The organism is Streptomyces sp. NPDC050161 (assembly GCF_044460025.1).
Classification (GTDB): Bacteria; Actinomycetota; Actinomycetes; order Streptomycetales; family Streptomycetaceae; genus Streptomyces.
On sequence record NZ_JBITJM010000008.1, the window covers coordinates 114,738 to 137,680 of the forward strand.

The window sequence follows — 22,943 nt, forward strand, 5'->3', positions numbered from 1 at the left end:
CCATGGAACGCCTCAAGGGCAAGGTCGCGGTCGTCACCGGCGCGGGCAGCGGCATTGGACGCTCAGCCGCCGAACTGATGAGCCGTCAGGGTGCCAGGGTCGTGGTCGCCGACCACGACACCCGAGGTGCCGAGGAGACCGCCGCGACCATCGAAGCCGCGGGCGGCACGGTGCTGCCCTGCACCGTGGACGTCACCGACGAGGGCTCCATCGCCGACCTGGTCGCCGCGGCCGTCGGCGAGTTCGGCGGCCTGCACGTGCTGTGCAACCACGTCGGCGGAACCGACCCGCGCAAGGACCTGGACCTGCTGCGCATGGACATGGACGAGTTCGACCGGGCCGTCGCCCTCAATGTGCGCAGCACCCTCCTGGGCGCCCGGCACGCGGTGCCCCACATGATCCGCGCCGGCGGCGGATCCGTCATCAACACGGCCTCCGTGGCCGCACTCGTCGGCGACGTCCTGCAAACCTCCTACGGCGCCGTCAAGGCCGCGGTGGTCAGCGTCACGAAGTCGATCGCCGTCCAGTACGGGCCGCAGCGGGTGCGCTGCAACGCCGTCGCCCCCGGCGCGGTCATGACCCCCGCCCTGGAGAACAACCTGCCCGCCGACGTCGTCGAAGCGCTGAAGAAGGGCAACGCCCTCCCGTACCTCGGCTCTCCCGATGACATCGGCCACACCATGGTCTTCCTCGCCTCCGACGAATCCCGCTACCTCACCGGCCAACTCCTCGTCGTCGACGGCGGCATGAGCATGCAGTCATCCGCGGCCCCCGGGCGGCGCGCCATGCTTCCCGGATGAGGCCCGGGACGAAGCGGGCACCGGAAAACGGTTCGCCCGGCCGGCGCCGAGGGCGCTAGCGTCCTCGACCGTGACGGCGGCGGAGGACCCGAAGGACCTGGTGCGGCGCGGATACGACGCGCTCTCGGCGCGCTACGACGAGGCGTACGAAGCGGAGTCGAAGTACCGCACCTGGATCGGAACGCTGCGCACCAGGCTCGCGGACGGCAGCCGGGTGCTGGACCTGGGCTGCGGCAGCGGAGTACCCCTCGCGCGGGAGCTGGCGGCGGCAGGGCACCACGTCACCGGCGTCGACATCAGCGGGACGCAGATCCGCCGGGCCCGGGAACGCGTGCCGCAGGCCCGCTTCCTCAGGGCCGACGCCACCTCCGTGGACTTCCCCCTCGCGTCCTTCGACGCCGTCGTGTCCCTCTACGCGCTGATCCACATCCCGCAGCCGGAACAGCGCGCACTGCTGAAGAAGATCGCTTCCTGGCTTCGCCCCGGCGGATGGTTTCTGTGCAGCACAGGACAGCACGAGATGACCGGCACCGACGAGGACTGGCTGGGCAGCGGCGTCGCCATGTGGTGGAGCCACGCGGACGCCGACACCAACCGTGCCTGGATCACCGCCGCCGGCCTGACGGTCGAGCAGCAGGAGTTCGTCCCGGAGGGAGACGGCGGGCACGCACTGTTCTGGGCACGCCGCCCCCGCTGACCGGACCGCCACGGCCCGGTGCCACGACCGACCGCCCGCGGCTCGTGTCCGACACGTCCGCCGCGGTTCCCGCCCGGCTCCTCAGAGCCAGTCCCGCCGCTTGAAGATGAAGTACAGGCTGACGCAGACCACCGCCATCAGCCCGATGGCGAAGGGATAGCCGAACCCCCAGTGCAGCTCCGGCATCTCCTCGAAGTTCATGCCGTAGATGGTGCCGACGAGCGTGGGTGCGAAGAGGATCGCCGCCCAGGAGGAGATCTTTTTGATTTCCTCGTTCTGTTCGAAGCCGGCTTCGGCCAGGGCCCGCATTTCGGCGTTCTGCTGCTGGTTCACCAGGGTCGCGTTGACGGTGAGGATCTCCTGGAGCGCCTGCCGGAAACCGTCCACGCGCTCGGTGATGTGCAGGACGTGATCGGCCACGTCACGCAGATAGCGGCGCAGTTCCTCGTCGATGCCGTATTTCTCGAAACCGGCGGTCAGGCCCTCCAGCATGCCGTTCAGCGGCCGGGTCGCGCGCTGGAACTCCACCAATTCGCGGGAGAGTTCATAGATGCGGCGGGAGACCCGGGGGTCGCCGCCGAAGACCTCGGTCTCGATTTCGTCGATGTCGTTCTGGATACCGGCGACGACCGGCGCATAGCCGTCCACGACGGCGTCGAGGATCGCGTACAGGACCGCTTCGGGGCCGTGCTGGAGGAGTTCCGGGGCGCCTTCCATGCGGCGGCGTACGGCCGACAGGTCGGGGGCGCCGCCGTGCCGCACGGTGATGACGAAATCCGGGCCGACGAACAGATGCAGCTCGCCGAAGTCGACCTCCTCCGGGTCGTCCAGATAGCGCGCGGCGCGCAGCACGACGAACAGGGTGCCGCCGTACCGCTCCAGTTTCGGCCGCTGATGGGCTTCCAGGGCGTCTTCGACGGCGAGCTGATGGAGGTCGAATTCCGAGGCGAGGGTGAGGAGTTCGTCACGGGAAGGGCGCTGCAGCCCGATCCAGGCGAGCGAATCAGAGGTGGCGCGCAGCTGCCGGAAGGTGTCGGAGAGCGTGTCGTGGGTGCTGATGCGGTGACCGTCGCGATAAAGGGCGGCGCTGATCACGCTGCTGGTTTCCGGCGGTGGTTCGGGCGCGCCCGCGGGCTCGTCGACCTCGGCGGGCGGCGGCTCCTGAGCTCGTTTTTTCGCGGGTTTGCGCAGGCCGCGCAGGCCGCGGTGGCGTCGGCCCGGAGTCTCGGAACTCATGAGGAAACGGACCTCCTTCTCGCGGGGGATGAATGGGCACACACCAGCTCGACGCAGGATATCCGCCGAGGCTGTCGGGACTGGTCAGGGCCCATGGTGCAGGATGGGACAGTGATGTGACGCGGTGTGTGCCGCGTCCGGCAAAGTTTGTATGTTTTATCCCTAGAATTGTTCGATGCAGACACCGCAGACAGGCAGTGCTCCCCCGAGTGAGGTGATTCGGTGAACGGCCCCGATGCCACCGATGAGCAGTGGGAAGGGCTCGCCGAGGTCGTCCCACTTCGCAGCAGCAGTGAGTGGCCGTCCTGGCCCGACCACCGCGCCCTCCCCGACGAGGGCCCGGCACAGGAAGCGCGACGCTTCGTCGTCATCCGTGTCCAGATCTTCGCCGACGCGCGCGAGGTCGCCGAGTACCTGATGGCGCAGATCCCGGTCCTGCTGGACCTCAGCAGCGCCGACACCGATGTGGCCAAGCGCATCCTGGACTTCTCCAGCGGAGTCGTCTTCGGACTGGGCAGCGGCATGCACCGCGTCGACACCAATGTCTTCCTGCTCGCACCCCTCGGCACCGAAGTCGCGGAACCGGCAGCGGGCGGCATCCCCCGATCGTAGGAAGCCCCCCGGGCGGAACGGTTCTGTGGGCCGCGCCGTTGGGGCCGCTGCATAGCGTCCCCGGTATGCCAATCGACAGTGCACGTCCCGCGGTCGCCGAGTTACGGCTGTCCGCCTTCAAGAACCACCGCTGCGTCACCCTGCCCATGGGACCGCTGACCTTGCTCGCGGGGCCGAGCGGCAGCGGCAAGTCCAGCGCGCTCCAAGCGTACGAAATCCTCGCCAGGCTGGGCGCAGGAGAGCGGCTGGGACAGGCGGTGGAGGCGGTGCCCGGCGGCGCCACGGCGTGCGTTCCGGCCGGTGCGCGCCCCGACGGGCAGGGCCGCCGCGGCTTCCGCATCGGCTGCACGGTCGACGGGCCGGCCGGCCCGGTCTGCCTCGACCTCGCCATCCAGGCGGAACCCGAACTGCGCATCGTCGGCGAACGGTTGACGGGCGGCGGCGAGACGCTGCTCACCACCGCGCTGACGGACCCGGCGCGGCACGCCGTGCAGGCCGCCTGGTACACGGCGGGCGCGACGCCCGTGACCCGCGCGCCGCTGCCCGACGACCGCCTCGGCACCGCACTGTTGCCGCTGCGCGTCGCGGGCAAGACGGCCGGTCAGCGGATGGTGCTCGCCGCCGCCGAACAGGTCGTCGTCGCGCTCCGTTCGGTGTTCCGCTGCGATCCGCGGCCGGAGTCGATGCGCGGGGCGGGCTCGGTGGCGGAGGTCCCTACGGTTCCCCGGCAACGGTCGGGTACGGAGGCAGCGGCGGGCCCGGAGGTACCTCAGGGCGGACGCGGCCGGGCGTGGGCCGACGCCGTGAGCTGCCGGGGCGGCGAGGGCCGGTTACGGCCGTCCTGCGACAACCTCCCCGCGGTGCTGGAACGGACGAGCAGGGAGTGCACCCAGCGGCACGCCGTCCTGGTCGCCGCCGTACGGGCCGCCTGCGCGGGACCGGTCGACGGGCTGCACGCGGTGCCGCGGCAGTCCGGCGGGGAACGGGCGGGGGAGGCAGCGGCGGTCGCGGCGGACGGTACGGCCGGACCGGCACGGGGCGGCGCGGCGCGGAGCGGTGAGGACACCACGGGGGCACCGGGGCACGGGCGGGCGCTCGTCCCCGCGCCCTGCGCCTCGCCCGGTCTTCAGGCCGTACTCGACCGCGGCACGTGGGGCATGATGCCCGTCGAGCAGCTCGGCGACGGGGAGCTGCGCTATCTCGGCCTCGCCCTGGTGCTGCTCACCGGCCCCGGGGTGCTGGACATGGATCCGGTCGGGGAGATCCCGTCGGCGTTCCAGCAGATGACCGTTGTCGCGGACGGCATGGACCGGTGCATGGACGACCGGCAGGCGGGCGAACTGGTGGCGCTGGCCGTCCGGATGGCGCGGCGCGGCCATGTCCGGCTGCTCGGTACGGTGCGGAATCCGGCGGTCGCCGAGGGGCAGCCCGGTGTCCGGGTGCTTCACCTGGGGGCATGAGTGAGGATGGGGGCATGAGTGACGATCTTCATGCCCTGCAGCGGAGGCTGGCCGAGTTCGCGGCTGCCCGGGACTGGCAGCAGTACCACAACCCCAAGAACCTGGCGGCGGCCCTCAGTGTGGAGGCGGCCGAACTCGTCGAGATCTTCCAGTGGTTGACGCCGGACGAATCGGCGAAGGTGATGGCCGAGCCGACGTCCGCCGGGCGGGTCGAGGACGAGGTCGCCGACGTGCTGGCGTATCTGCTGCAGTTCTGCGAGGCCCTGGGCATCGACGCCCTCGCGGCGCTCGCCGCCAAGATCGAACGCAATGAGTCGCGCTTCCCTGCGGTCCGCTCCGCCCGCCCGGACCGGCCGCGGGGAAGCGAGGGAGAGGGAGAGTAGGGGAGGGAGCGGGTCGGGGCGGGGCGAGTTCTCGGCGCTCTCCCCCGCCTTCGGCCCCCGTCCTCGGCCCCGGCCCATGGCTCGTTCTTGCTCCTCCTCGGTACGTCCTACTCGGCCGCGACCTGGCTCTTCGGCTGATTTCGGCTCCGGTCGCCCGTCCGCCGCGACGAGCCGGCCGCGCGTCGCGAGTCGCCTGTAGGGAACGGTATGGAGGGCTGTGCGGGCGGGACGCCGGTGGCTGGTGTGGTCGGCGGATGGCCGACGAGATGCGAGTGGGCCGTGTGACGCGAGTGAGGCAAGCGGCCACCGCAGGGTGTATGTCACTCTCCGGAGTCACGGATCTTTCCACATCGCCTTGGTTGTCCACAGATTTGCGAATTCCCCTGGCGTTTTCGGCTGTTCACCCTCACTCTGGGTAGTGGAAAGAGTGTGGGGTGATGCTGGGTGACGACGAAGGGAGGAACGCGCATGGACGCGATGCGGATCATCGCGGCCAGTCGGCGCGGTCTGGCAGAGGCGAGCACGGTGCACGAAGTGATCGTCGAGGCTTGGCAGGCGCAAGCCCTGGCCGAGGCGGTCGGAAGTCATCTCGCGATATTCGGGCCGTACGAAGTGCGGTCCAGGGCACGCGGGTTGGGCGATGCGGGCGGGCGGTCCAGCGGGGGACTGCTGCGCCCGGCACCGAGAACGGGCGGGCTGCGGGCGGCTCAGCTGACCGAAGTGCGTGACGTCCGGGGCGCCTTGACCGGTCTGCGGGGACTGCTGCGAGAGGTGTGCGAGGCGCTGGTGAACGTCGTGTGTTCGGCGGACGAGGAGGGGATGTACTGGACCTGCGTGGAAGCGATGGACACGGCGGACGAGTCGAGCGACCGCGTCACCGGCATATTGGAGAAACTGGAGGTGCGGGACCGGAACCTTGCCTGAGCGGACCTTATCCGAGTGAACCGCTTGAGTGGACCGCCTGAGCGAACCGCCTGAGTGGGCCGCCTGAGCCGGATCGGACAGCTCGGCAGCGCTCCGGCGCCCCACGTCGCCACCGTTCGTTGTCTGCCGTCTGCCGTCTGCCGTCTGCCGTCTGCCATTGCCTCCGTTCGGTGTCGGGGTGTCTCCGCCGCGGTTGCGGGCCTCGCCCCCGCATTCGAATGCGGCATCGTCCCGACGTCGCCATCGGCTTCGAAACCGTCAACTTGGCGCCCCTTCGCGGGTCTGGCGCCCGCGGCGTTCGGCGCGCTGTTGACGACGCCCGGCCCCGTGGCTGCCGTCGCCGGCACGGCCGTCCGCCGGTCCATCGGCGCTACCGCTACGGCTACGGCTACCGCTGCCACTGCCAGTGCCCCGCGCGGCGCCCGACGTCATGTTGCCCCCCCCGCGCGTCGGAAGACGTGAGGCAGTGACTGCCCCCCGCCAACCGTGATGAGCTTCGACGGATGCGACACATCCCCCTCCGGGTTGATGGGAACGGGAGGGGGCAATGGGAGCGAGATGCCCCCTCCCATTCCCTCCCATTCCTTCCCTGAAGCTTTCCGTGAATTACGGATTGCGGGCAGGTTCGGCGACCCATCCCCCCCATCAACTGCCCTGGTTTTGAAGGGTATTTGGTCCAGGAGGGGGTGGACGGGGCGAGGTAGTTTTGCCCGGAACTCCGTGCGGGCGGAAATTCGTGCGGACGGAGGTTCCTGCGGATGGACACGCGTCCCGGCGGAATTCTGTTCCGGCGAATTCCCGCATCCAGGATGGCGAGTCGGGACGGATGACGGATAGCGGATGGCCGAGCCCGTACGGCTGTGTCTCGCGCCCGAGACGCCCGCTACGGCAGCCGAGGTGCCAGTTACGGCCCCGGATGTGCCCGTCCGGCCCGCCGGTGGCGACACGCCGTAGCGGTGTTGTGGGCGTGGAGCGGGCAGGATGGAGGCATGGATCTACGCATCTTCACGGAGCCTCAGCAGGGGGCTTCCTACGACACGCTTCTTACCGTCGCCAAGGCCACCGAAGACCTCGGCTTCGATGCCTTCTTCCGGTCCGACCACTATCTGTCGATGGGTAACGCCGATGGCCTGCCCGGTCCGACGGACGCCTGGATCACGCTGGCGGGTCTGGCCCGCGAGACCCGGCGGATCCGTCTGGGCACCCTCATGACGGCCGGTACGTTCCGTCTGCCCGGTGTGCTGGCCATCCAGGTGGCCCAGGTCGACCAGATGTCCGGCGGACGCGTCGAGCTGGGCCTCGGGGCCGGCTGGTTCGAGGAGGAGCACAAGGCGTACGGCATTCCGTTCCCGAAGGAGAAGTTCGCCCGGCTGGAAGAGCAGCTGGCGATCGTCACCGGCATGTGGGCCACCGAGGTCGGCCAGGAGTTCTCCTACGACGGCACCCACTACCAGCTGGAGAAGTCGCCCGCGCTGCCCAAGCCAGCCCAGGACAAGCTGCCGGTGCTGATCGGCGGCCACGGCGCGACGCGTACGCCGAGGCTGGCCGCGCTCTACGCCGACGAGTTCAACATCCCCTTCGCCTCGCTGGAGGACAGCGAGCGGCAGTTCGGGCGGGTGCGCACGGCTGCCGAGGTCGCCGGGCGCAAGGGGGACGACCTGGTGTACTCCAGCGCCCTGGTCGCCTGCGTCGGCAAGAACGACGCGGAGGTCGCGCGCCGGGCCGCGGTCATCGGGCGCGAGGTGGACGAGCTGAAGGCCAACGGCCTCGCAGGTTCGCCCGCCGAGGTCGTCGACAAGATCGGCCGCTATGCCGCGATCGGCGCCTCGCGGGTCTACCTCCAGGTGCTCGACCTCGATGACCTGGACCACCTGGAGCTGATCTCCGCACAGGTGCAGTCGCAGCTGAACTGACGCCCCGGCCCCGCCCCGCTCCGGCCTGCGGCCCGGCCCCTGCCCCGGCCTGCCGCCCGGCGCCTGCCCCGGCCTGCCGCCCGGCTCCTGCCCGGCCTGCGGCCCGGCCTCCGTCCCGGCCCGTCACCCGGCCCTCGCGCCGGGTGACGCCGGAAGGCCGTGGGGAGGGGCGGCGGGGGAGAAAACCGTTGGGACAGCCGTCCGGTTGCGGCGATACTCGGACGGGTGTTCCTGACGATAAGTACCACCGGCAGCACCGACCGCCCCGCGACCGACCTCGGGTACCTCCTGCACAAACACCCCGACAAGGCGCAGCAGTTCTCGACGGCGTACGGCACCGCGCACGTGGTCTACCCCGAGGCGGATGCCCAACGCTGCACCGCCGCACTCCTGTTGGAGGTCGACGCGGTCTCCTTGGTGCGCCGGGGCAAGAGCCGTGGCGGTCCGCCGGATTCGGCGCTCGGCCAGTACGTCAACGACCGGCCGTACGCGGCGTCCTCGCTGCTGGCCGTGGCGCTGCGCAGCGTCTTCGGCACCGCCATGAAGGGGGAGTGCGCGGCGCGCCCCGAGCTGCCGGGCCGGGCGATGCCGCTGCGCATCGAGGTGCCGGTGCTCCCGGCCCATGGCGGCGCGGAGCTGGTGAGTGCCCTGTTCCGGCCGCTGGGGTGGTCGGTCACGGCCGAACCGCTGCCGCTGGACGAGACGTTCCCGGAGTGGGGCGAATCGCGCTACGTCCGTCTGGTCATCGAAGGCGAGCTGACACTTGCCGAGGCGCTGCGGCATCTGTATGTGCTGTTGCCGGTGCTGGACGACGCCAAGCACTACTGGGTGTCGGACGACGAGGTCGACAAGTTGCTGCGGGCCGGGGGCGGCTGGCTGGAGAGCCACCCCGAACAGCGGCTGATCGCCGACCGGTACCTCGCCAGGCGACGCTCGCTGACCCGTACGGCGCTGGAGCGGCTGGCCCTGGAGCGGTTGGCGGAGGCGGACGACGCGGACGCGGGGGACATCGACAACGCGGTGGACGAAGCGGCCGACACGGACGAGAAGCCGGTGCCGCTCGCCGTCAGGCGGCGGGAGGCGATCCTCGCCGTGCTGCGGCAGGAGCAGGCCGCGCGGGTGCTCGATCTCGGCTGCGGGCAGGGCCAGTTGATCGCCGAGCTGCTCAAGGACGGACGCTTCACCGAGGTCGTCGGGATGGACGTGTCGATGCGGGCGCTGCACGAGGCCGGGCGCAGGCTGCACCTGGACCGGATGTCCGAGCGGCAGTCGGCGCGGGTACGGCTCGTGCAGGGGTCGCTCGCGTACACCGACGCGCGGCTCAAGGGGTACGACGCGGCGGTGCTGAGCGAGGTCGTCGAGCATGTCGACCCGGAGCGTCTTCCGGCGCTCGCCTACGCGGTGTTCGGCGCCGCACGGCCCCGTACGGTCGTGGTGACGACGCCGAACGCGGAGTACAACGTGCGCTGGGAGACGCTGCCCGCCGGTCAGGTGCGCCACCCGGATCACCGTTTCGAGTGGACCCGGGAGGAGTTCGGGCGCTGGGCGTCCCAGGTCGCCGAGCGGCACGGCTACGCCGTCGCCTTCCACCCGGTGGGCCCCGACGACCCCGAGGTGGGGCCGCCGACCCAGCTCGCGTGCTTCACCCGCGCGGACGCGGGAGAGGGACGCACCGGCACAGCCGGCCGGCACGGCACGAGCGGCCGGAACCACTACGTGAGGACAGCGGAGGGCGCGGCATGAGCGACACGGACCGTACCCGGCGGCGGCACGACGACGGCAGTGCCGCACCCGGCCCGCGGCGGGAGTTGCCCGTCCCTGACCTTTCGCTGGTGGTGCTGATCGGCGCCACCGGGTCGGGCAAATCGACCTTCGCCGCGCGCAACTTCCGGCCCACCGAGGTCCTTTCGTCCGACGTCTGCCGTGGTCTTGTCAGCGACGACGAGAACGATCAGGCAGCCAGCGGCGACGCGTTCGACGTGCTGCACTACATCGCGGGCAAGCGGCTGGCGGCCGGCCGTCTCACGGTCGTGGACGCCACCAACGTGCAGTCCGCCGCCCGTACACAGCTGGTCGAGCTCGCCCGTGAGCACGACGTGCTGCCGGTCGCCGTCGTGCTGGACATGCCCGAAGCGCTCTGCGCCGAACGCAACGCCGCCAGGTCCGACCGGGCGGGTCTGCCCCGCCGCGTCATCCAGCGGCACCAGCGTGAACTGCGGCGCTCCCTGCGGCACTTGGAGCGCGAGGGGTTCCGCAAGGTGCACGTGCTGCGCGGCCCGGAGGAGGCCGAGGCCGCCCAGGTCGTCACCGAGCGGCGCTTCAACGACCTGCGGCACCTCACCGGCCCCTTCGACATCATCGGCGACATCCACGGCTGCCGCGCCGAGTTGGAGAGCCTGCTGACCGCGCTCGGCTACGCCTTCGCCCGCGACGCCTCGGGCCGCGCCGTGGACGCCGTCCACCCCGAGGGCCGTACCGCCGTCTTCGTCGGCGACCTCGTCGACCGCGGCCCCGACAGCCCCGGTGTGCTGCGGCTGGTGATGGGCATGGTGGCGGCGGGCCACGCGCTGTGCGTGCCCGGGAACCACGAGAACAAGCTCGGCCGTTACCTCAAGGGCCGTACCGTCAGGCCCACGCACGGCCTCGCCGAGACCATCGAGCAGCTCGACAAGGAGGACGACGCCTTCAGGTCCGAGGTCGCGGCGTTCATCCAGGGGCTGGTCAGCCACTACGTCCTGGACGGCGGCGACCTCGTGGTCTGCCACGCGGGGCTGCCGGAGAAGTACCACGGCCGGACCTCGGGCCGGGTGCGGTCGTTCGCGCTGTACGGCGACACGACCGGGGAGACCGACGAGTTCGGGCTGCCGGTGCGCTACCCGTGGGCGGAGGAGTACCGCGGCCGGGCGGCCGTCGTCTACGGCCACACGCCCACCCCGCGCGCCGACTGGCTCAACAACACCCTCTGCCTGGACACCGGTTGCGTCTTCGGCGGCGCGATGACGGCCCTGCGCTGGCCGGAGCGCGAACTGGTCGATGTGGCTGCCGAGCGCGTCTGGTACGAGCCGGTGAAGCCGCTGGCCAGCGAGGCGCCGGGCGGTGCGGACGGCCGTCCGCTCGACCTCGGGGACGTGGCGGGCCGACGCGTCGTGGAGACCCGCCACATGGGCAGGCTCGCGGTCAAGGAGGAGAACGCCGCGGCGGCGCTGGAGGTGATGAGCCGCTTCGCCGTCGACCCGCGGCTGCTGCCCTACCTCCCGCCGACCATGGCGCCCTGCGCCACGTCGAAGGAGGACGGCTACCTGGAGCACCCGGCCGAGGCGTTCGCCGCCTACCGCGCCGACGGCGTACGCGAAGTGGTGTGCGAGGAGAAGCACATGGGCTCGCGCGCGGTGGTCCTCGTCTGCCGGGACGGCAATGTCGCGCGCGAGCGGTTCGGTGTGCCCGAGGGCCCGTCCGGGGCGCTCTACACCCGCACCGGACGGCCGTTCTTCGACGACCCGCGCACCACGGACGCCCTCGTCGGCAGGCTCCGCGACGCCGTGGAGAAGGCCGGTCTGTGGGCGGAGCTCGACACCGACTGGCTGCTGCTGGACGCCGAGCTGATGCCGTGGTCCCTCAAGGCCACCGGGCTGCTGCGCAAGCAGTACGCGGCGGTGGGCGCGGCATCGGCGGGGGTGTTCCCCGGCGCGCTCGGCGCCCTGGAGGCGGCGGCCGGCCGTGGGGTCGACGTGACGGCCCTGCTGGCGCGTCAGCAGGGCAGGGCGGCGGACGCGGCGGCCTTCACCGCGGCCTACCGCCGGTACTGCTGGCGGGTGGACGGCACGGCCGGGCCCGGCGCCCAGGACCCGTCAGGTGCCGTGGCCCAGGGCCCGTCCGGCATCCGGCTGGCCCCGTTCCAGATCCTCGCCGTCCGGGGCCGCAGCCTCACGGACGTCCCGCACACCGCACAGCTCGCGTGGCTCGACCGCCTCGTCGCGGCGGACGCAGCCCCTGAGGGCGGCTCCGGGCTGCTCACCGCCACCCGCAGGCTTCTCGTCGACACCGAGGACGCGGCGTCCGTCGCGGCGGGTACCGACTGGTGGCTCGGGCTCACCGCGGACGGCGGCGAGGGCATGGTCGTCAAGCCCGTGCAGGCGCGGCTGCGGGGCGCCGACGGCCGCCTCGTGCAGCCGGGCGTCAAGTGCCGTGGTCGCGAGTACCTGCGGATCGTCTACGGTCCCGAGTACACCCGCCCGGAGAACCTGAGCCGGCTGCGCGCCCGTCACCTGGGCCACAAGCGCTCCCTGGCGCTGCGCGAGTACGCGCTCGGCCTGGAGGCGCTGGACCGGCTGGCGGACGGCGAGCCGCTGTGGCGGGTGCACGAAGCGGTGTTCGCCGTGCTCGCGCTGGAATCGGAGCCGGTGGATCCGCGGTTGTAGGGCCGGACGCCCGGTGGGCGGCGCGCGCCGCCCACCGGGCGTCCGGGTGCGCTTTCCCGCCCAGGGGTGGCCGACATCGTCGGACGGCGTTCGCCGCTGGGCGGAAAAGGCCAAGATGGGGAGATGGGATTCCATGTCGATTCCGAGGCCGGGCGGCTGCGCCGCGTCATCCTGCACCGCCCCGATCTGGAGCTGAAGCGGCTGACGCCGACGAACAAGGACGCGCTGCTCTTCGACGACGTGCTGTGGGTCCGCAGGGCGCGGGCGGAGCACGACGGGTTCGCCGACGTGCTCAGGGACCGTGGGGTGGACGTCCACCTCTTCGGGGACCTGCTCGCGGAGAGCCTGGAGATCCCGGCGGCGCGGGCGCTCGTCCTGGACCGGGTCTTCGACGAGAAGGAGTACGGGCCGCTGGCCACCGGGCACCTGCGGGCGGCGTTCGACGAGCTGCCGGTGCCCGAGCTGGTCGAGGCGCTGGTCGGCGGGATGACCAAGCGGGAGTTCCTGGAGCGGTACCCCGAGCCCACGTCGGTCCGCTTCCACGTGATGGATCTGGACGACTTCCTGCTGGGACCGCTGCCGAACCACCTCTTCACGCGGGACACGTCCGCCTGGGTCTACGACGGGGTGTCGATCAACGCCATGCGCTGGCCGGCCAGACAGCGCGAGACGGTGCACTACGAGGCGATCTACCGGCACCATCCGCTGTTCCAGGACGAGGAGTTCCACGTCTGGTCGGAGGGGCAGGCGGACTACCCGTCGACGATCGAGGGCGGCGACGTGCTGGTGCTCGGCAACGGCGCGGTGCTGATCGGGATGAGCGAACGGACCACCCCGCAGGCCGTCGAGATGCTGGCGCGCGGGCTGTTCGCCGCCGGGTCGGCGCGCACCATCGTGGCGCTCGACATGCCCAAGCGCCGTGCCTTCATGCACCTGGACACGGTCATGACGATGATCGACGGCGACACCTTCACGCAGTACGCCGGTCTCGGCATGCTGCGCTCGTACACCATCGAACCGGGCTCGGGCACGCAGGACCTCAAGGTCACCGACCACCCGCCGGAGCACATGCACCGCGCCATAGCGGCTGCGCTGGGCCTGGACGACATCCGCGTGCTGACCGCCACCCAGGACGTGCACGCGGCGGAGCGGGAGCAGTGGGACGACGGCTGCAACGTGCTGGCGGTGGAGCCCGGGGTGGTGGTGGCGTACGAGCGGAACGTCACCACCAACACGTTCCTGCGCAAGCGGGGGATCGAGGTCATCACGATCCCGGGCAGCGAGCTGGGGCGGGGCAGGGGCGGGCCGCGCTGCATGAGCTGTCCGGTGGTGCGGGACGCCGTGCCGGGCGCGGGGTGACCCGGCCGCGGCGCCGGCGGAGCGGCCCGGGAGGATGCCGTCGGAACGGCTCCGCACACCAGCCTGAATAGAGATACATCTGTTCGTATATACTTCCAGGATCCGAGTCCCCGTACGCCGCGAACCAGGAGCCCACCCATGGCGATAGACCTCACCGGCCGCCACTTCCTCAAGGAGCTGGACTTCAGCGCCGAGGAGTTCCGCCGGCTGATCGACCTGGCGGCCGAACTGAAGGCCGCGAAGCGCGCCGGTACCGAAATCGCGCGCCTGCGGGGCCGCAACATCGCCCTGATCTTCGAGAAGACCTCGACCCGCACCCGCTGCTCCTTCGAGGTCGCCGCCGCCGACCAGGGTGCGTCGACCACCTACCTCGACCCGTCCGGCTCGCAGATCGGGCACAAGGAGTCGGTCAAGGACACCGCCCGCGTCCTGGGCCGGATGTTCGACGGCATCGAGTTCCGCGGCAGCCGGCAGTCGGACGTCGAGGAACTGGCCGCGCACGCCGGCGTCCCCGTCTTCAACGGGCTCACCGACGACTGGCACCCCACCCAGATGCTGGCCGACGTGCTGACCATGGTCGAGCACGGCAACGGCCGCCCGCTGACGGAGACCGCCTTCGCCTACCTCGGCGACGCCCGCAACAACATGGGCAACTCCTACCTCGTCACGGGCGCACTCCTCGGCATGGACGTCCGGATCGCGGCACCGCGGCAGCTGTGGCCACACGAGGAGGTCGTCACCCGCGCCCGTGCGCTCGCCGAGGCGAGCGGCGCGCGGATCACCCTCACCGACGACGTCGCCGAAGGGGTGCGCGGCGCCGACTTCGTCACCACCGACGTGTGGGTCTCGATGGGCGAACCCAAGGAGGTCTGGGACGAACGGATCGCGCTGCTCGCCCCGTACGCCGTGACCATGGACGTGCTGCGCGCCACGGGCAGGCCGGACGTGAAGTTCCTGCACTGCCTGCCCGCCTACCACGACCTGGGTACCGCGGTCGGCCGGGAGATCCACGAACGGCACGGCCTGACCTCGCTCGAAGTCACCGACGAGGTCTTCGAATCCGCCCACTCCGTCGTCTTCGACGAGGCGGAGAACCGCATGCACACCATCAAGGCGGTGCTGGTCGCCACGATGGCGGGCAGCTAGGGCGCGGCGCCGACGGTCTGCGGGCCGCGGTTGTCGCGCACCGCGTCCAGATAGGCGCCGATGGCGTCCCGGTTGCGGGTCAGGCACTGGATGCGGCTGCTCATCCGGTCGAGTTCGCACTCCAGCGTGGCGAGCATCTCCGGTGTCGCGTCCGCGAAGTGGATGGCCCGCGGCTTGTCGAGGCAGGGGAGGATCTGCTTGATCAGCCGGGTGGGCAGTCCGGCGTCGAGCAGGCCTCTGATCTGTACGACGCGGTCGACGGTCGCCGCGTCGTACGTACGGTAGCCGTTCGGGGTGCGGGCGGCGATGATCAGCCCCTGCTCCTCGTAGTAGCGCAGCAGCCGCCGGGGTGTGCCGGTGCGTTCCGCCAGTTCTCCGATGCGCATGTGACCGCCCTCACGTTCCCTCGCGTTGACCTTCACATCAATGTGAGGGTTCGAGCATACGGGCATGCCGAACGCACTCACGCACAACCCCGCTTCCCCCGTCGTCACCGAAGCCCGACAGGGCCAAAAACTCCCGCTGTTGGCGCTCCTCGCGCTGTCCGCCGCGGTCTTCCTCACCAGCCTGACCGAGACGCTGCCCGCCGGGCTGCTCCCGGCGATGAGCGCAGGACTGCACGTCAGCGAGTCCGCCGCGGGCCAGACCGTGACCCTCTACGCCCTGGGGACCGCCCTCACCGCCATCCCGCTCACCGCGGCCACCGCCGGGCGGCGGCGCAAGCACCTGCTGCTCGCCGCGATGGCGGGATTCGGCGCCGCCAACACGGTCACCGCCCTCTCGTCCGACTACCTCCTGACCATGACCGCACGGTTCGCCGCCGGGGTCGCGGCGGGCCTGGCCTGGGCGCTGCTGGCCGGATACGCCCGGCGGATGGCGCCCGTCCACCTCCAGGGCAAGGCCCTCGCCATCGCCATGGCGGGCATCCCGCTCGCCCTGTCGCTCGGCGTGCCCGCAGGAACCTTCCTCAGTACGGCGTTCGGCTGGCAGGCGGCCTTCCTCGTCATGACCGCGCTCACCGTCGTCCTGCTCGGCTGGATCGCCGCCACGGTCCCGGACTTCCCCGGGCAGCCGCGCGGCGGCCGGATCCCGGTCCTGCGGACCGCGCGCATCCCCGGCGTCGCGCCCGTCCTGTTCGTCACCCTGGTCTTCGTCCTGGCCCACACGGTCCTCTACACCTTCATCGCCACCTTCCTCCAGCGGCTCGGCATGGGCGACGCCACCGACCGCGTCCTGCTGGTCTTCGGCGCCGCCTCGCTGGTGAGCATCTGGTTCACCGGCGCGCACATCCACCGCCGGCTGCGGACCCTGGCCGTGGCCGCCACGCTGCTGTTCGCGGCGGCGGCAGGACTGCTGGCGGTGGCATCCGGCAGTCCCGCCGCGGTGTACCTCGCGGTGGTGCTGTGGGGCCTGGGCTGGGGCGGCGCCCCCACCCTGCTGCAGACGGCCGCGGGCGACGCGGCGGGGGAGTCGGCGGACGCGGCCCAGGCGATGCTCGTCACACTGTGGAACGTGGCGATGGCCGGCGGCGGGGTCGTCGGCGGCATCCTCCTCGGCGCGCTCGGCGCCGCCTCCTTCCCCTGGAGCGTGCTGGTGCTCCTGGTCCCGGTGCTGCTCGTGGTGCTCGCCGCCCGCGGCCACGGCTTCCCCTCCCGCCGCGCGCACCGGACGCCGTGACCGCGGCTCCGTGACCGGCGGCCCCGGAGCCCGCACCGCATACTCATACGCACAAATGGGCGATCATGCAGCCAATGCGGTTACCATCGACCCGCTCACGGGGTTCGGGCCCACCGGTCCGGACCCCGCACTGCGTGCGGCCCACCCCGTCGCACGCCCCCGCACCACCAGAGAAGAGATCCACCCCATGCGCCCGCCCCTCTCCCGCCACCGCACCGAGGCGCCGCGCGCACCTCTCGCCGGCCCGTCCGGGCTGCGGATCAAATCGCCCGACGTGCTGGTCGCCGAATCCGGCGCCGACCTCGCGGGGCACGGCCTCAAGCGCAGCATGGGCCTCTTCCAGCTCGTCTGTTTCGGCATCGGCGCCATCGTCGGCACCGGCATCTTCGTCGGCCTCTCCGACACCGTCGCCGAGGCCGGCCCCGCCGTCATCGTCTCCTTCGTGCTCGCCGCCCTCACCTGCGTCTTCACCGCCTTCTCCTTCGCGGAACTCGGCGGCGCGATACCGGTGTCGGGCAGCTCGTACTCCTACGCGTACGCCACGCTCGGCGAGCGCACCGCCTTCCTCGTCGGCTGGTGCCTGCTGCTCGAATACGGCGTCTCGGTGTCGGCGGTCGCCGTCGGCTGGGGCCAGTACCTCAACGAACTCCTGGGCAGCCTGATCGGCTGGGAGCTGCCCGCCGCCCTGTCCAGCCCGCCCGGTGACGGCGGCATCGTCAACATCCCGGCCGTGGTCGTCCTGCTGCTCGCCGCGCTGCTGCTGGTCCGCGGCGTCCGCGAGAGCGCCCGCGCCACCGCCGCCATGGCCGTGCTGAAGATCGGGATCCTGATCCTGTTCTGCGTGATCGCCCTCACCGCGTTCCGCGACGGCAACCTCGCCCCCTTCGCCCCGGAAGGCGTCGCCGGCATCACCTCGGGCGCCTCGGTCGCCTTCTTCTCGTACATCGGATTCGACGCGATCACCACGGCGGGCGAAGAGGTCAAGAATCCGCGCCGCAACATCCCCGTCGCGATCATGATCTGCATCGGTGTGGTCACGGTCCTGTACTGCCTGGTCGCGGTCAGCGCCATCGGCGCGCTCTCGTCCGACCAGGTCGCCGACCGGCCCGCCGCGCTCTCGCTGATCGTCAACCGCGTCACCGAATCGGCCTTCGGCGGCGGCGTGATCGCCTTCGGCGCCGTCGTCGCCATCGCCTCCGTCGTCCTCGCCGTCATGTACGGGCAGACCCGGATCCTGATGTCGATGTCGCGGGACGGGCTGATCCCGCGGGTCTTCGAGCGGATCTCGCCCCGTACGTCCACCCCCGTCGCCAACACCTGGATCGTGGCAGTCGTCTTCGCCGTCCCGGCGGCCGTCGTCCCGCTGGACGTGGTGATGAACCTGACGACCATCGGCACGCTGGCGATCATGGCAGTGGTCAACGTCAGCGTGATGGTGCTCCGCCGCACCCGCCCCGACCTGCAGCGCCGCTTCCGGGTGCCGCTCTTCCCGCTCAGCCCGGTCCTCGGCATCGGCTTCTGCCTCTACCTCATCTACGGAACCGGCCCCGCGACGTGGCTCCAGTTCGCCGGTTTCCTGATCGTCGGGGCGCTGATCTACGCGGGCTACGGACGGCGCCACTCGCGTCTGACGGCCGCGGCGCAGCCGGCGGACGCGCCCACGGACGAGCCGGTGGCGGCGCGGCAGGCGTGAGCGGGCGGGGGCCGGGGCATCCGTGCCCCGGCGCCTTCGGGCCGTGCCTCCACCGCGCCGTGTGTGGCGCGTGAACCTCAGGCGACGATCTCCAACGGGCGCCCCCGCGGGTCGAGATGACTCAGTTCGTCCGCCGTGGCGAGCCCCGGCAGCGCGTGCCGCCACAGCTGGGTGACCCGGTCCGGCAGATCGGCACGGTCGGTCTCCGACTGCGAGAGCATCTGCACGCCCATGTACGCGGCGACCAGTAACTCGGCCGCCGCATCGGGCGATACGCCGGGCAGCAGCTCGCCGTTCTCCTTGGCGTCGACGAACATCCCCGTGAGGATGTCGGTCCACGCCTGATAGGGCACCAGCGGATCCTCGCTGAACGTCGTCTCGACCGCGATGCGGGCACCGGCCTGTAACAGCGCGTCATCGCGCAGCGCCAGCGCCACTTGGTGGGTGAAGTCGATGGCGTCCTGCAAGCGGGACGTGGTGACCTTCAGGAGGAACGAGGTGGTCTGTTCCTCGATCACCGCGCGGGCCAGCGCGTGCTTGGAGGTGAAGTGGAAATACAGCGCCCCCTTGGTGACCCCCGCGCGCCGGATGATCTCCGCCATCGTCGCGGCGGCGTACCCGCGCGCCTTGATGACTTCTGCCGCGGCCATGAGAACGGCCTGCCGCGTGCGTACCGCGCGTTCCTGTGTGACCACCGATGGTCCTCCGCATGCTCTCGTGGGGCGTCCGCGTCCCGGCGCGGCCCGCCGGACGGTCCGTACGGGCAGCCCGCCGGTACGGTCAGCCGCCGGCCGGTGCGCCGGCCGGGGCGGGAACGCCGACCGGGGTGGCCGGCAGCAGTGACCATACGTCGGCCAGCGCGGCCTCCTCCCACCACGCCTGATCCTCGCAGCCGAGATGCAGCAGGCCCACCACGACCGAGGTCAACAGCTGTGCCGTGCGCCGCGGTTCGGTTTCCGAACGCGAAGCGCCGGCCACTCCGCCGGTCATCGCCTTGTCGAGGAAGAGCGCGTACCAGCGCCGCTCCAGGGCGGTGATGTCGAGGCCGGGCGCCGTCTCGGCGCGCAGCCGCAGCCCGGCCCGCAGCACGGGGTCGGAGCCCACCCGGCGGAACAGGTCGGCGGCGAACTCCCGTACCGCGGCGCCGAGCGGCAGCGGTGACCGGATGAAGCCCTCCTCGACCTGTTGCAGCGTGGCGACGGCGGAGTCGCGCACCGCGAGGGTCAGGTCGTCCTTCGACGTGAAGTGGAAGTAGAGCGCGCCCTTGCTCAGCCGGGCCCGCCGGCTGATCTCGACCATGCCGGCCGCGGGCACTCCCTTCTCCAGAAAGGTCTCTGCGGCCGAGCGGATGAGCGCCTGGCGGCTCTGGATGGCGCGATGCTGCGTGGGCACGGTGTCCGTCCCGTCTCTAGTACGGCTGCAAGCTGTGTGCAGTCTACAGAGAAAACCAACCATGCGGTTCTGTATGGCCGTCGGGAATGGCTGGTAAGCGATGCGTCACGTCGCATACTGTTCGATCGCCTGCCCGTTCGGCTTGTCGCGTACGTGGCGGGCGCACCCACCGAAGGGCCTACTGGCGGGTCGGGTGCGGGAGAACGCCTGTTGGGGAGGGGGTGCATTGACAAACAGCGCAGGCGGTTTTTAAATCTGCGAAGGCGGTAAACGGGATGTTCCCCTTCCGTTGCAGCCGCCGCGACGGTCGCGCACCGCCTTTGGACAGCGATGCGCCACGGAGAGACCGCCTCTGCCGTCAGCTGTCGTCGACCGCGGGCCACCCGAACCAGCCGGGTGTGCACCGTTCTCCAGCCACTGCACCCATCGGAATCCGGAAAGGTCTCCAGCCATGCGCGTATCAGCGGAAGTCGGCGAACGTCCTGTGAGAGGCGCACGGGGCGCCGGCAGCGAGACCATCAAGGCGGCCGTCTTCGATCTGGACGGCACCTTGGCCAATACGCGTCCGGCGATCAGCAAACTTCTGGTCAAGGTGGCGGCGGAACAGGGCTGCACGGTGACCCCGCGGCAGGCCGCCGCGGCCGTCGGCAAGCCTCCTGGGCAGGCGTTCGGCAGGCTGCTCGGCAAGCCGGAGGACGACGGCCGGGTACTCGCCGCCATCGGCCGTTACCGCGAGCTGTTCGGCTACGACGTCCTGTGCCAGGGCCCGCAGTTGCTGTTCCCGGGTGTAACGGCCGGGCTGTCGGCACTGCGTGCCCACGGCGTCGAACTCGCCGTCGCCACGTCCAAGACCACCCGCGGCGCCGAGGCGCTCCTGGATGTCATGGGCATCCGCGAGCTGGTCGGCCCGGTCATCGGACAGGACATGGTGCGGCGCGGCAAGCCGCACCCCGAGATGGTGCTGCGGGCGGCCGGCCGGCTGGGCGTCGCCGCGGGGGAGAGCGCGTACGTGGGCGACACCGTGGGGGACATGCGGATGGCGGTGACCGCGCGGATGGAGGCGGTGGCCGTCACCTACGGCGCCGGTACCTTCGGCGAGTTGGCCGCGGTCGCCGGTACCCGGATGTGCAGCTCCTTCAAGGACGTGGTGTCGGTCATCGCCGCCTGCCGTCCCCGCCACACCGCCGGGGTGGCGGCGCAGCGGCGGCGCCGCTGACGGCGGAACGGGACCTGAGGGGCCGCCGGACGTGTGTTCCGGGCCCTGACGGGGCATCGGCGCCGGGGGGCGCCTGCCTGGCGGCGGTACTTGAGGTGCCGTCGCCGTGGGGAAAGAGGGGCTGCCGGGGGGCGGCCCCGGGGGAAGCACCCGCAGGGGGCGGGTGTGTGAAGGGGGGCCCGCCGGGGGGCGGGTGTACGAGGGGCGTTCCGGGGGGATCCGGATCCGCTGCCGCGCGGAGAGCGGCAGGCCCGCATCTCCGCGCGCCGTCCAACGAGCGGCAGGGCAGCGGATTCCCGGCAGGACCGGGCGCCCGCCGCCCGCAGCTGACCCTGCGGGCGGAGACCGCCGCGTGGGCCCTGGCCGGCCCTCCATGAGGAGGGGAGAGGGCGGGCCGGGGCCCCGCACACGGCGGCGTCAGGACCGCCGGGGAGACCCTGGGGCGCTTCTCAGATGTTCGACTTCCAGACGCGGCCGAGCTTGCACCGGCCGGACTGCGGCTGGTTGCTGCCGCCGGTGATGAAGGTGCCAGAGACCTGTGTGGAACGCGTCTCGTGCGCGCCGAGCCGGAGTTGTGAGATCGGCGCGGAGCCGAAGGCGGATCCGGTCTGGTCGGTGAACTCCACGGTGCCGTTGTACGTCGCCGGGCTGGTGGAATTGCCGTTGGTCACCCGGAGCTTCGCGCTCAGCTTGCCGCCCGCGACGTCGACCTTGCAGTCGCTGACGGAGATGTCCGACTCCGGTGAGGTGGTCGCGGCGGCCGTCGGCGAACTGCCGCCGGTGCCGCTGCTGGTGGTGCTTCCCGAGCTGCTGTAGCCGCCGCTGGTGCTGCTGCTGGAGTCGTGGTGGCCACAGCCCCCGCCGTGCGAATGGCGGGCGCCGGTCAGCGTGACGATCACGAGCCCGGCTGTGGCAATGGCACGAACATGACGACGATTCACGCCGTTTTCCCCCGATGGTGGCGATCCGTTGATGAGGCCCGGTGGTGGCGAACGGTGCGTGAAATGACGCACCGCGGGCACTTGACGAGCACGCGTCAGGCTAGCAAGTGGCGGCGCGGACGCCGAACGGGAAGCGGGGCCCGCCCCGTCGCGGGCACGCGGGGCGCGGTGCGTGGGCGCGGAGCCGACGGGCGATTGTCAGTGGTGGGTGTCAGGCTGATTCCAGAGGGGTTCCGTGAAGGGAATAGCCATGATCACTACCGATTTCATCCCCGGCTCGCCCTGCTGGCTCGACCTGGGCGCCCCCGACGTCGAGGCCGCGGCGGCCTTCTACGGCAAGGTGTTCGGCTGGCGCGCCGAGCCGTTCGGCGAGCAGCCTCCCGGCGGCTACACCGTCTGCCGCCTCGACGGGAAGATCGTCGGCGCGATCGGCCCGCTCGCCGAGGACGGCGCCAGACCGGCCTGGACCGTCTACTTCCACACCACCGACGCGGACTCCACGGCCAGGGCCGCCGAGCAGGCCGGCGGCGCGGTCCGCAGCGCGCCCGCGGCGGTCGGCGACAACGACGGCAGGCACGCGCAGCTCACCGACCCGCAGGGCGGGAAATTCGCCGTCTGGGAGCCCGCGGCCTACTCCGGATTCGAGGTGGCGGACGGGCCGGGAAGCCTGGGCTGGATCGAGCTGTTCACCCCCGACTCGGCCGCCGCGCAGCGCTTCTACGGCACGGTGTTCGGCTGGACCACGCAGGACGTGCCGCTGCCCGGCGGCGACGGTGCCTACACCCTGCTGACGCCGCGCGACAGCGGTGAGGAGCGGATGCACGGCGGCATCATGGAGATACCGGCCACCTCACTGACCCGGTCCGACGGACAGGCGTACTGGCACCCGGTGTTCGGCTCGGGCGACTGCGACGCGACCATCGCCGCCATCACCTCCCACGGCGGCACCCTGCGGATGGGCCCCGAGGACGCCGAAGGCGTCGGCCGCCTCGCGGTGTGCGCCGACCCGGGCGGCGCCGAGTTCGTCGTCCTCACCCCTTCCGCGGCCTGAGCGGCGCACCGGAAGCGGGGTGCGC

Annotated in this window: 20 protein-coding genes; 15 read left to right on the plus strand and 5 right to left on the minus strand. The window is 71.5% G+C overall.

What is annotated here, in order from left to right; translation table 11 throughout:
* Positions 1-2 precede the first annotated feature (2 nt).
* Entirely contained in the window at positions 3-800 is a 798-nt protein-coding gene (locus tag ACIBK8_RS16245) for an SDR family NAD(P)-dependent oxidoreductase (protein WP_399042601.1), read from the plus strand.
* Between the two features lie 70 nt (positions 801-870).
* Positions 871-1,497: a class I SAM-dependent methyltransferase gene (locus ACIBK8_RS16250; protein ID WP_399042464.1), complete on the plus strand. Its 627-nt coding sequence runs from the start codon at positions 871-873 to the stop codon at positions 1,495-1,497.
* Between the two features lie 81 nt (positions 1,498-1,578).
* Here the strand turns inward: ACIBK8_RS16250 and ACIBK8_RS16255 are convergent, their stop codons facing one another.
* Positions 1,579-2,733 (minus strand): magnesium and cobalt transport protein CorA, encoded by a 1,155-nt coding sequence (locus ACIBK8_RS16255; RefSeq protein WP_399042465.1) that lies wholly within the window; start codon positions 2,731-2,733, stop codon positions 1,579-1,581.
* A 222-nt stretch (positions 2,734-2,955) separates the two neighbouring features.
* Between ACIBK8_RS16255 and ACIBK8_RS16260 the strand changes: the two genes are divergently transcribed.
* From ACIBK8_RS16260 to argF, 9 genes are all read left to right on the plus strand, one after another.
* Complete coding sequence (locus ACIBK8_RS16260) at positions 2,956-3,345, plus strand: cell division protein SepF (protein WP_393687263.1); 390 nt, start codon at positions 2,956-2,958, stop codon at positions 3,343-3,345.
* Between the two features lie 65 nt (positions 3,346-3,410).
* Positions 3,411-4,805 (plus strand): biotin transporter BioY, encoded by a 1,395-nt coding sequence (locus ACIBK8_RS16265; protein WP_399042466.1) that lies wholly within the window; start codon positions 3,411-3,413, stop codon positions 4,803-4,805.
* A 14-nt stretch (positions 4,806-4,819) separates the two neighbouring features.
* The gene (locus ACIBK8_RS16270; RefSeq protein WP_399042467.1) at positions 4,820-5,188 is read left to right on the plus strand and encodes a nucleotide pyrophosphohydrolase; all 369 of its coding nucleotides are present in this window, start codon (positions 4,820-4,822) and stop codon (positions 5,186-5,188) included.
* A 468-nt stretch (positions 5,189-5,656) separates the two neighbouring features.
* Complete coding sequence (locus tag ACIBK8_RS16275; protein ID WP_399042468.1) at positions 5,657-6,112, plus strand: DUF6099 family protein; 456 nt, start codon at positions 5,657-5,659, stop codon at positions 6,110-6,112.
* A 989-nt stretch (positions 6,113-7,101) separates the two neighbouring features.
* Entirely contained in the window at positions 7,102-8,025 is a 924-nt protein-coding gene (locus ACIBK8_RS16280) for an LLM class F420-dependent oxidoreductase (RefSeq protein ID WP_399042469.1), read from the plus strand.
* Positions 8,026-8,250: 225 nt separating this feature from the next.
* Positions 8,251-9,768, plus strand: coding sequence for a 3' terminal RNA ribose 2'-O-methyltransferase Hen1 (locus ACIBK8_RS16285; RefSeq protein ID WP_399042471.1), 1,518 nt, complete (start codon positions 8,251-8,253; stop codon positions 9,766-9,768).
* Positions 9,765-12,443 (plus strand): polynucleotide kinase-phosphatase, encoded by a 2,679-nt coding sequence (locus tag ACIBK8_RS16290; protein ID WP_399042472.1) that lies wholly within the window; start codon positions 9,765-9,767, stop codon positions 12,441-12,443. Before ACIBK8_RS16285 ends, ACIBK8_RS16290 begins: the two co-directional genes overlap by 4 nt.
* A 123-nt stretch (positions 12,444-12,566) precedes the next feature.
* Entirely contained in the window at positions 12,567-13,802 is a 1,236-nt protein-coding gene (locus ACIBK8_RS16295; RefSeq protein WP_393687268.1) for an arginine deiminase, read from the plus strand.
* A gap of 138 nt (positions 13,803-13,940) precedes the next feature.
* The gene (gene argF, locus ACIBK8_RS16300; RefSeq protein WP_399042473.1) at positions 13,941-14,948 is read left to right on the plus strand and encodes an ornithine carbamoyltransferase; all 1,008 of its coding nucleotides are present in this window, start codon (positions 13,941-13,943) and stop codon (positions 14,946-14,948) included.
* Here the strand turns inward: argF and ACIBK8_RS16305 are convergent.
* Positions 14,945-15,334, minus strand: a complete 390-nt coding sequence (locus ACIBK8_RS16305; RefSeq protein ID WP_399042475.1) for a MerR family transcriptional regulator — start codon at positions 15,332-15,334, stop codon at positions 14,945-14,947. The two genes, argF and ACIBK8_RS16305, sit on opposite strands and share 4 nt — an antisense overlap.
* A gap of 64 nt (positions 15,335-15,398) precedes the next feature.
* Between ACIBK8_RS16305 and ACIBK8_RS16310 the strand changes: the two genes are divergently transcribed.
* A complete protein-coding gene (locus ACIBK8_RS16310) occupies positions 15,399-16,625 on the plus strand; it encodes an MFS transporter (protein ID WP_399042477.1) in 1,227 nt (408 codons plus the stop codon).
* Between the two features lie 187 nt (positions 16,626-16,812).
* A complete protein-coding gene (locus ACIBK8_RS16315; RefSeq protein ID WP_399042478.1) occupies positions 16,813-18,318 on the plus strand; it encodes an amino acid permease in 1,506 nt (501 codons plus the stop codon).
* A gap of 77 nt (positions 18,319-18,395) precedes the next feature.
* Here the strand turns inward: ACIBK8_RS16315 and ACIBK8_RS16320 are convergent, their stop codons facing one another.
* Both ACIBK8_RS16320 and ACIBK8_RS16325 read right to left on the minus strand, forming a co-directional pair.
* Positions 18,396-19,013, minus strand: coding sequence for a ScbR family autoregulator-binding transcription factor (locus tag ACIBK8_RS16320; protein ID WP_399042479.1), 618 nt, complete (start codon positions 19,011-19,013; stop codon positions 18,396-18,398).
* A gap of 85 nt (positions 19,014-19,098) precedes the next feature.
* On the minus strand, positions 19,099-19,710 hold the full coding sequence (locus ACIBK8_RS16325) for a TetR family transcriptional regulator (RefSeq protein ID WP_393687274.1): 612 nt from the start codon (positions 19,708-19,710) through the stop codon (positions 19,099-19,101).
* Positions 19,711-20,161: 451 nt separating this feature from the next.
* Between ACIBK8_RS16325 and ACIBK8_RS16330 the strand changes: the two genes are divergently transcribed.
* On the plus strand, positions 20,162-20,926 hold the full coding sequence (locus tag ACIBK8_RS16330) for an HAD family hydrolase (RefSeq protein WP_393687275.1): 765 nt from the start codon (positions 20,162-20,164) through the stop codon (positions 20,924-20,926).
* Between the two features lie 449 nt (positions 20,927-21,375).
* Here ACIBK8_RS16330 and ACIBK8_RS16335 read toward each other — a convergent pair whose 3' ends face one another.
* A complete protein-coding gene (locus tag ACIBK8_RS16335; protein WP_399042480.1) occupies positions 21,376-21,825 on the minus strand; it encodes a hypothetical protein in 450 nt (149 codons plus the stop codon).
* A 292-nt stretch (positions 21,826-22,117) separates the two neighbouring features.
* Between ACIBK8_RS16335 and ACIBK8_RS16340 the strand changes: the two genes are divergently transcribed.
* Complete coding sequence (locus ACIBK8_RS16340; protein ID WP_399042481.1) at positions 22,118-22,918, plus strand: VOC family protein; 801 nt, start codon at positions 22,118-22,120, stop codon at positions 22,916-22,918.
* Positions 22,919-22,943: the final 25 nt, after the last annotated feature.